General features: G+C 66.4%; 6 protein-coding genes. 1 reads left to right on the forward strand and 5 read right to left on the reverse strand.

Annotated features, from left to right (window positions below; genetic code table 11):
• Nucleotides 1-59 precede the first annotated feature (59 nt).
• The 5 genes from VLA96_01920 to aceE are packed head-to-tail and all read right to left on the reverse strand — an operon-like array spanning nt 60 to nt 7,482.
• Nucleotides 60-836 carry a DUF2182 domain-containing protein gene (locus VLA96_01920; GenBank protein ID HSE47944.1) on the reverse strand — a complete coding sequence of 259 codons (777 nt, stop codon included), beginning with the start codon at nt 834-836 and terminating at the stop codon, nt 60-62.
• Nucleotides 824-1,438: a DUF1326 domain-containing protein gene (locus VLA96_01925; GenBank protein HSE47945.1), complete on the reverse strand. Its 615-nt coding sequence runs from the start codon at nt 1,436-1,438 to the stop codon at nt 824-826. The genes VLA96_01920 and VLA96_01925 overlap by 13 nt, the downstream gene beginning before the upstream one ends.
• Nucleotides 1,439-1,492: 54 nt before the next feature.
• Nucleotides 1,493-3,175, reverse strand: a complete 1,683-nt coding sequence (gene lpdA, locus VLA96_01930) for a dihydrolipoyl dehydrogenase (GenBank protein ID HSE47946.1) — start codon at nt 3,173-3,175, stop codon at nt 1,493-1,495.
• The gene (aceF, locus tag VLA96_01935) at nt 3,176-4,795 is read right to left on the reverse strand and encodes a dihydrolipoyllysine-residue acetyltransferase (GenBank protein HSE47947.1); all 1,620 of its coding nucleotides are present in this window, start codon (nt 4,793-4,795) and stop codon (nt 3,176-3,178) included.
• Nucleotides 4,792-7,482: a pyruvate dehydrogenase (acetyl-transferring), homodimeric type gene (gene aceE, locus VLA96_01940; GenBank protein HSE47948.1), complete on the reverse strand. Its 2,691-nt coding sequence runs from the start codon at nt 7,480-7,482 to the stop codon at nt 4,792-4,794. The genes aceF and aceE overlap by 4 nt, the downstream gene beginning before the upstream one ends.
• 90 nt (nt 7,483-7,572) lie before the next feature.
• On the opposite strand from aceE, the gene folD reads away from it, so the two are divergent.
• On the forward strand, nt 7,573-8,405 hold an 833-nt coding region (gene folD / locus VLA96_01945; protein HSE47949.1), incomplete at its 3' end, for a bifunctional methylenetetrahydrofolate dehydrogenase/methenyltetrahydrofolate cyclohydrolase FolD.

An 8,405-nucleotide genomic window follows, 5' to 3' on the forward strand; every position in this document is an offset into this window, starting at 1 on the left:
CGGGTCCTGCACGTACTTGAGCGCCTCGCGCGCGACGGCTTCCTTGAGCTGGTCCTGAGTCATGTGGCCTGATAGAGCAGCGTAGCGACGCCGAGCAGGACAAGAGCCGCGCCGAACGCACGCGCCGTGAGCGGGCCCGCCGGCAGCAGCTTCTCGACCAGGATCAACGCGGCAAGCGCGGCTACCCAAGCGAGGCTCATCACGCCGAGCGCGAAGAGCAGGAGCATGAGCATCGCGCAGCATCCGACGCAGTACGCGCCGTGTCGCATGCCCATGCGCAGCGCCCCTGCCTTGCCCTCCCGCCAGTGGGCGATGAAGAAGGGCAGCGGCTCGCGGCACTTGCTCAGGCAACGGTGCTTGAGCGGCGTGAATTGATACACGCCGGCCGCGGTGAGCAGCGCCCCGTTCAGTATTCTGCTCGAGGAGCTCATCATGGCGTCGAGCAGCGCCGCATGCCGCAGCACAGCCTGCAGGAGCGCCGCGCCGAAACTGAAAGCCGTCCAGGCAAGAAGATACCCAACGGCGAAGATCCACACTGCCGGCAGCACGCGGCCCCGCTCGGCGTGCTTTCTGACCAGCGAGCCGTAAAGCAGGATGGCCGGCGCGGCGCTCGGCAGCATCATGCCGACCATCATCACCACCCACATGAAAAACACGAGCGACAGGCCGAGCGCATCGGCCGGCGCCGGGGCGGGCATGCTCATCGCCATGCCGGCCATCTGTACGCCGCTCATCTCCATCGCCACCGCCTGGCGCCAAAGCCACAGCCAGGCGAGGCCCACCACGCCCGCCAGGCTGAGGACGACGACCAGCCGCTCGCGGCCTAGGCGCTCCACGCGAAAGGCGCGAAGTGGCCGTTGCGCTTGCCGCTCGAGTCGTTCCAGCGCATGCCGAACACGTCGAACTTGCTGCGCGTCGCCTTGGCGAGCGCGAGCCGCGCGTTCACGGGGTGGCAGGTGTTGTCCAGATAGATGGGCTCGCCGGCACGCGCCGGTCCCGGCACGCCCTCGATCGACTGGTCGACGAGCTCGCCGGCCGTCACCCTGAACTTCATGCCGTCCTGCTCGAAGCGGATCGCCCGCTTCTCCACGCCCGCCACTTTTCCGACCAGCGGGGCGAGGGCCGCCATCGGTCCGCCCGCGGCGCCCGTTGCGATGTCCGCGATCGCCTTCACCTGCGCCTCGGACGCCCGCTCGTCCACGATCAGCCCGACGGTCATGTTTCCCTCCGCCATCGCGGCGGGGGAATGGAGCATGACGATGAACGACAGGCCGTTCAGCTTGACGCCGTCCTTCTCGCCCCTGTCGATGCGCAGCGCGACGGCGGCCTTGCAGTCGCCTTCGCTAGGCCGCGCGGTGAGATTGGAGCCGATGCATGGACAGAGGTAGGTGCAATTGCAGCTTTCCATGTACTGCCCCTCGATGCGCCAGCCGGCCATGACGTTCTCCTCTCGCGGGCAAAGAAATCAGCGTACTCCTCAATAGTTTCGAAGTCAGGGTTTTTTGCGCTGAGGCGGCAGGTCGGTGCACACGCCCTCGAATACCTCGGCGGCCATGCCGACCGATTCCGCGGTGGTGGGATGCGGATGAATCGTCTTGCCGATGTCGGTCGCGTCCGCGCCCATCTCGACAGCGAGCGCGATCTCGCTGATCAGGTCGCCCGCGCCCAAGCCGACGATGCCCCCACCCACGCAGCGGTGCGTCTCGGCGTCGAAGATGAGCTTGGTGAAGCCTTCGTCGCGGCCGTTGGCGATCGCGCGCCCGGACGCGGCCCACGGGAACTTGGCCACCCCGACCGCCACGCCCTGCTTCTTCGCTTCGTCCTCGGTGAGGCCGACCCAGGCGATTTCGGGATCGGTGTAGGCGACCGAAGGCACCACGCGCGCGTCGAAATGCGACTTCAGCCCGTTCGCCGCCTCGGCCGCCACATGGCCCTCATGCACGGCCTTGTGCGCGAGCATCGGGTTTCCCGCGATGTCGCCGATGGCAAAGATGTGGGGAACGTTGGTCCTCATCTGGGAATCGGTGCGAACAAAGCCCCGCTCGTCGACCTGCACACCGGCCTTCTCGGCGCCGATCTTCTTGCCGTTCGGCACGCGGCCGACCGAGACCAGGACCATGTCGTAGGTTTTCGATTCGCCGTTATCGAACGCCACCCTGATGCCGTCCTTGGCGGCCTCGACCTTGGTGGTCTTGGTCTTGAGCATGATCTTGTCGAAGCGCGGCGCGTTGAACTTCTGCCACACCGCGACCAGGTCGCGGTCGGCGCCGAGCATCAGGCCGTCCATCATCTCCACCACGTCGAGGCGCGTGCCGAGCGTCGAGTACACCGTGCCCATCTCCAGGCCGATGATGCCGCCGCCGATGACGAGCAGTTTCTTTGGGATGGAGCGCAACTCGAGCGCGCCGGTGGAGTCGACGATGCGCGGATCCTCCGGCAGGAAGGGAAGTTTGGCGGCCTGCGAGCCGGCCGCGATGATCGCGGACTGGAAGCGGATCTTCTTCCCGTTCACTTCCAGATGGTTCTTGTCGACGAAGCGGCCCACGCCCTGCACCACCGTGACCTTGCGCACCTTCGCCATCCCGGCGAGACCGCCGGTCAGCTTGCCCACCACCTTGTCCTTGAACGCGCGCAGCTTGGCGAGGTCGACCTTCGGCTCGCCGTACGTGATGCCGTGCGACGCGAGCGCCTTCGCGCCGTCCATGATCGCCGCGGTGTGCAGGAGCGCCTTGGACGGAATGCAGCCCACGTTCAGACACACTCCGCCGAGCGTCGGATAGCGCTCCACCAGCGCGGTCTTCATGCCGAGGTCCGCGGCGCGGAACGCCGCCGAGTAACCGCCCGGCCCGGCGCCGAGCACGAGCACGTCGCACTCGATGTCCGCGCCCGTGGCAGGCGTGGGAGGCGCCGCCTTGGGGGCTTCCGGCTTTTCGGTCTTTTTCGAATCCAGCATCAGGATCGGCGAACCCTTGGAAACCTTGTCGCCGACCTTCACGCGCAGCTCGCCGACCACGCCGGCCTCGGGCGACGGGATCTCCATCGTCGCCTTGTCCGACTCGAGCGTGATGAGCGACTGCTCCTTGGAAACAGCGTCGCCGGGCTTGACCAGCACTTCGATGACTTCGACTTCCTTGAAGTCCCCGATGTCGGGAACCTTCACTTCGGTGCCGGCCATCTAGAGGATGAGCTTGCGGATGTCGGACAGGACGGAGACGAGGAACGCCGAGAAGCGTGCCGCGGTCGCGCCGTCGATCACGCGGTGGTCGTAGGAGAGCGAGAGCGGGAGCATCAAGCGGGCTTTGAAGACGTCATTCCCCTTCTCGTCCTTCCCTGAAAATACCGGTCGCAAGGCCGAGCGCGACACGCCGAGGATGGCCACCTCGGGCGCGTTGATGATCGGCGTGAAGGCGGTGCCGCCGATGCCGCCCAGGCTCGAGATCGAGAACGTGCCGCCCTGCATGTCGCCGGGCTTGAGCTTGCCGTCGCGCGCGAGCTTGCTGATGTCGCCGAGCTCCTTCGCGATGTCGAACACGCCCTTGCGGTCGGCGTCGCGCACCACCGGCACCACCAGGCCGCCCGGCGTGTCGACCGCCACGCCGATGTGGAAGTACTTCTTGATGACCAGGCTGTCGCCCGATTTTTCGAGCGAGGAATTGAACTGTGGAAACTGCTTGAGCGCCGTGACGCACGCCTTGATCATGAAGGCGAGCATGGTGAGCTTGAAGCCCTTCTTCTCGGTCTCGACGGTCTGCGCCTTGCGGAAGGCTTCCAGGTCCGTGATGTCGGCCTCGTCGAATTGCGTGACGTGCGGGATCGAGATCCAGTTGCGGTGCAGGTAGGGGCCGGAGAGCTTCTGGATGCGCGACAGCGGCTTCGACTCGACCGGGCCGAACTTCGCGAAGTCGACCTCGGGCCAGGCCGGCAGGTCGAACGGCACCCCCCCCTGCCCCCCCTTGTCAGGGGGGCGGACCCCTTGCAGCGCGCTTTTGACGAAGGCCTGCACGTCGGAATGCAGGATGCGTCCCTTCGGCCCGCTGCCTTGCACGCGCGCGAGCTCGACGCCGAGCTCGCGGCCGAACTTGCGCACCGAGGGACTCGCGTGCGGCTTGGAGACGGTTTCTTCACGCGGCTCGCGCGGCACGGGACGTGCGCTCACCGCGGGCGCCGGCGTGGGCGCCGGCGCCGCTGTGGGTTTCGGTGCTGGCGCTGTCTTGGCGGCTTCCGGCCTTGGAGCGGCGGGAGCTTCCTGGGAATCCAAAACCAGGATGGGCGCGCCCTTCGACACCTTGTCGCCCACCTTCACCTTCAGGTCCTTCACCACGCCGGCGGCCGGGGACGGGATCTCCATCGTCGCCTTGTCGGACTCGAGCGTGATGAGCGATTGCTCCTTGGTCACCGCGTCGCCGGCCTTGACCAGCACTTCGATGACCTCCACTTCCTTGAAGTCGCCGATGTCGGGGACCGGAACCGTCATCGCGCCGCCGGCCGGTTTGGCAGTTTCCTTGGGAGCTTCTGTTTTCGCGGGCGGCTTCAGCTTTTCTTCGGGAGCGGTTTCGCCGTTGCCTTTTTCCTCGAGCAACAGGATCGGCGAGCCCTTCGACACCTTGTCGCCGACCTTGATCTTGAGCTCTTTCACGACGCCGGACCCGGGCGACGGAATCTCCATGGTCGCCTTGTCGGACTCGAGCGTGATGAGCGACTGCTCCTTCGACACCGCGTCGCCCGGCTTGACCAGAACCTCGATGACCTCGACTTCCTTGAAGTCGCCGATGTCGGGGACGAGGACTTGGTTCATACAGTGGTGGGGTCTGCCTTGTCGGGATCGATCTCGTACTTCTTGATGGCGTCCGCCACGACCTTCGGCTTGATCTCGCCCTGCTCGGCGAGCGCCTTGAGCGCCGCGACGGCGACGAAGCAGCGGTTCACCTCGAAGAAGTAGCGCAGCCGCGAGCGCGAGTCGGAGCGCCCGAAGCCGTCGGTGCCGAGCACGCGGTAGGCGCGGTCCTTCGGGACGAAGGGCCGGATCTGGTCGGCGAAGGTCTTGATGTAATCGCTCGAGGCGATCACCGGGCCAGCAGGCCTTTCCTTAAGAGATTTCTCAACGAAAGAGACCTTCTGTTTCCCTTCGGGATGGAGCAGGTTCCAGCGCTCGACCGCGAGGCCCTCGCGGCGCAGCTCGGTGAAGCTGGTCGCGCTCCACACGTCGGCGGCCACGCCCCAATCCTTCTCGAGCAGCTCGGCCGCGGCCTCGACTTCGCGCAGGATGGTGCCGGAGCCGAGCAGCTGGACTCGATTCTTGTGCTTGGCTTTTGATTCGCGCAGCAAATACATCCCCTTGAGGATGCCCGGCTCCGCGCCCTGCGGCATCGGCGGGTGCTGGTAGTTCTCGTTCATCAGGGTGATGTAGTAGTACACATCTTCCTGGTTGGTGACCATGCGGCGCAGCCCGTCCTGGATGATCACCGCGAGCTCGTAGCCGTAGGTCGGGTCGTAGGACACGCAGTTCGGGATCACCGACGACAGGATGTGCGAGTGCCCGTCCTCGTGCTGCAGGCCCTCGCCGTTCAGCGTGGTGCGCCCGGCGGTCGCGCCGAGCAGGAAGCCGCGCGCGCGCTGGTCGGCCGCCGCCCACGCGAGGTCGCCGACGCGCTGGAAGCCGAACATCGAATAGAAGATGTAGAACGGCACCATCACGCGGTTGGAGTGGCTGTACGAGGTGGCGGCGGCGATCCACGACGAGAACGCGCCCGCCTCGTTGATGCCTTCCTCGAGGATCTGGCCCTGCTTGTCCTCGCGGTAGAACATCACCTGGTCCTTGTCGACCGGCTCGTACTTCTGGCCCTCGGGCGCGAAGATGGCGAGCTGGCGGAACATGCCTTCCATGCCGAAGGTGCGCGCCTCGTCGGGCACGATCGGCACCACGTGCCGGCCGAGGTCCTTGTCGCGGATCAGCGCGGTGAGCGCGCGCACGAAGGCCATGGTGGTGGAGATCTCGCGCCCTTCGCCGGAGCCCTTCAGCAGTTGATCGAAGGCGCTCAGGGCGGGGACGGCGGGCACCTGGTCGGCCTTCTCGCGCCGCTGCGGCAGGAAGCCGCCGAGCGCCTTGCGCCGCTCGTGCAGGTACTTCATCTCCGGCGAGTCGGCCGGCGGGATGTAGAACGGCAGCTCGTCGAGCTTGTCGTCCGGGATCGGGATGCGCAGCCGGTCGCGCATGTCCTTGATGGTCGAGGTGTCGACCTTCTTCAGCTGGTGGGTCGGGTTCTTGGCCTGGCCCTGCTTGCCCAGGCCGTAGCCCTTGATGGTCTTGGCGAGGATTACGCTGGGCTGGCCCTTGTGCTTGTTCGCCGCCGCGTACGCCGCGTAGATCTTGTGCGGGTCGTGGCCGCCGCGGTTCAGGCGCCAGATGTCCTCGTCGGTCATGCGCGAGACCATCTCGAGCAGCTTCGGGTCCTTGCCGAAGAAGTGCTTGCGCACGAATGCGCCGTCGTTCGCCTTGTAGTTCTGGTACTCGCCGTCGAGCGACTCCTCCATGACGCGCAGCAGGCGGCCTTCCTTGTCGCGCGCGAGCAGCGGATCCCAGTAGCCGCCCCAGATCAGCTTGATTACGTTCCAGCCCGAGCCGCGGAACTCCCCTTCCAGCTCCTGGATGATCTTGCCGTTGCCGCGCACCGGGCCGTCAAGGCGCTGCAGGTTGCAGTTGATGATGAAGATCAGGTTGTCGAGCTTCTCGCGCGCCGCGAGGCCGATCGCGCCGAGCGATTCGGGCTCGTCCATCTCGCCGTCGCCGCAGAACACCCACACCTTGCGGTTGGCGGTCTCGGCGATGCCGCGCGCGTGCAGGTACTTGAGGAAGCGCGCCATGTAGATGGCCTGGATCGGACCGAGGCCCATCGACACGGTGGGGAACTGCCAGTAGTCCGGCATCAGCCACGGATGCGGATACGAGGACACGCCCTTGCCGTCGACCTCGCGCCGGAAGTTGAGCAGCTGCTCCTGCGTGAGCCGGCCCTCGAGCAGCGCGCGCGCATACACGCCCGGCGAAGAGTGGCCCTGGAAGTACACCAGGTCGCCGCCGTGCCCTTCGGAGGGCGCATGCCAGAAATGGTTCTGCCCCACGCCGAACATGGTGCCGACCGAAGCGAAGCTGGCGATGTGGCCGCCCAGCTCGTCGTCGCTCTTGTTCGCTTTCGCCACCATCACCATCGCGTTCCAGCGGCAATAGGAGCGGATGCGCTCCTCGAGCGCGGCGTCGCCCGGCGAGCGCTCCTCCATGTGCGGAGGAATGGTGTTGATGTACGCGGTGTTCGGCGAGAACGGGATGTACGCGCCGGAGCGGCGCGCCTTGTCGATCAGCCGCTCGAGCAGGTAGTGCGCGCGCTCGGGACCTTCGCGCTCGAGCACCGCCTCGAGCGCGTCGAGCCACTCCTGCGTCTCGAGCGCGTCGGGGTCGTTTGCAGCGGGAAATTGTGGAACGGCGGCCATATGCGGATTGATGGGTCGATCAGTTTTGCTGCGGGAGGGCCGGCCAAGCTTAACGAGAAAATAGACCCAATGCTAGACTGCCCGCCCCCCATGACAGCGAAAATCCTCGACGGAAAATCCCTTGCCGCGACCACGCGCGCGGCGCTCAAGCAGAAGGTGGATGCGCTTGTGCAGCGCGGTGTGCGCCCCGGCCTCACCGTGATCATCGCCGGCGAAGACCCGGCCTCGAAGGTGTACGTGCGCAACAAGACGCTCGCGGCGAAGGAGATCGGCGTGCGTTCGGAGCTGATCGAGCTGCCCGCGTCGGTGACGCAAGAAGAGCTCATGTCACGCATCCGGAAATTGAATGCCGACGCCGCGGTGCACGGCATCCTGGTGCAGCTGCCGCTGCCCAAGCACATCGACGCGGCGCGCGTGCTCGAGTCGATCGCGCCGGCGAAGGACGTGGACGGCTTCCACGAAGCAAACCTCGGCGCGCTGATGGCCGGGCGCCCCGGCGTGGTGCCGTGCACGCCGCTCGGCTGCATGCGCTTGATCGAGCTATCGGGCGTGCCGATCGCAGGCAGCAACGCGGTGGTGCTGGGACGCTCGAACATCGTCGGCAAGCCGGTGGCGCATCTGCTGTTGCAAAAGGACGCCACCGTCACCATCTGCCACTCGAAGAGCCGCGACCTGAAAGCCATTACCCGGCAGGCGGACATCCTGGTGGCGGCGGTCGGGCGGCCGAAACTCGTCGGCGCGGACATGGTCAAAGCCGGAGCCTGCGTGATCGACGTGGGCATCAACCGCCTGCCCGACGGCAAGCTCGCGGGCGACGTGGACTACGCAGCCGTCAAAGACATCGCGGGCTGGATCACGCCGGTGCCCGGCGGCGTCGGCCCGATGACCATCGCCATGCTCCTGGAGAACTGCCTCAGTGCTGC

The organism is Terriglobales bacterium (genome assembly GCA_035457425.1).
Classification (GTDB): domain Bacteria; phylum Acidobacteriota; class Terriglobia; order Terriglobales; family Acidobacteriaceae; genus JACPNR01.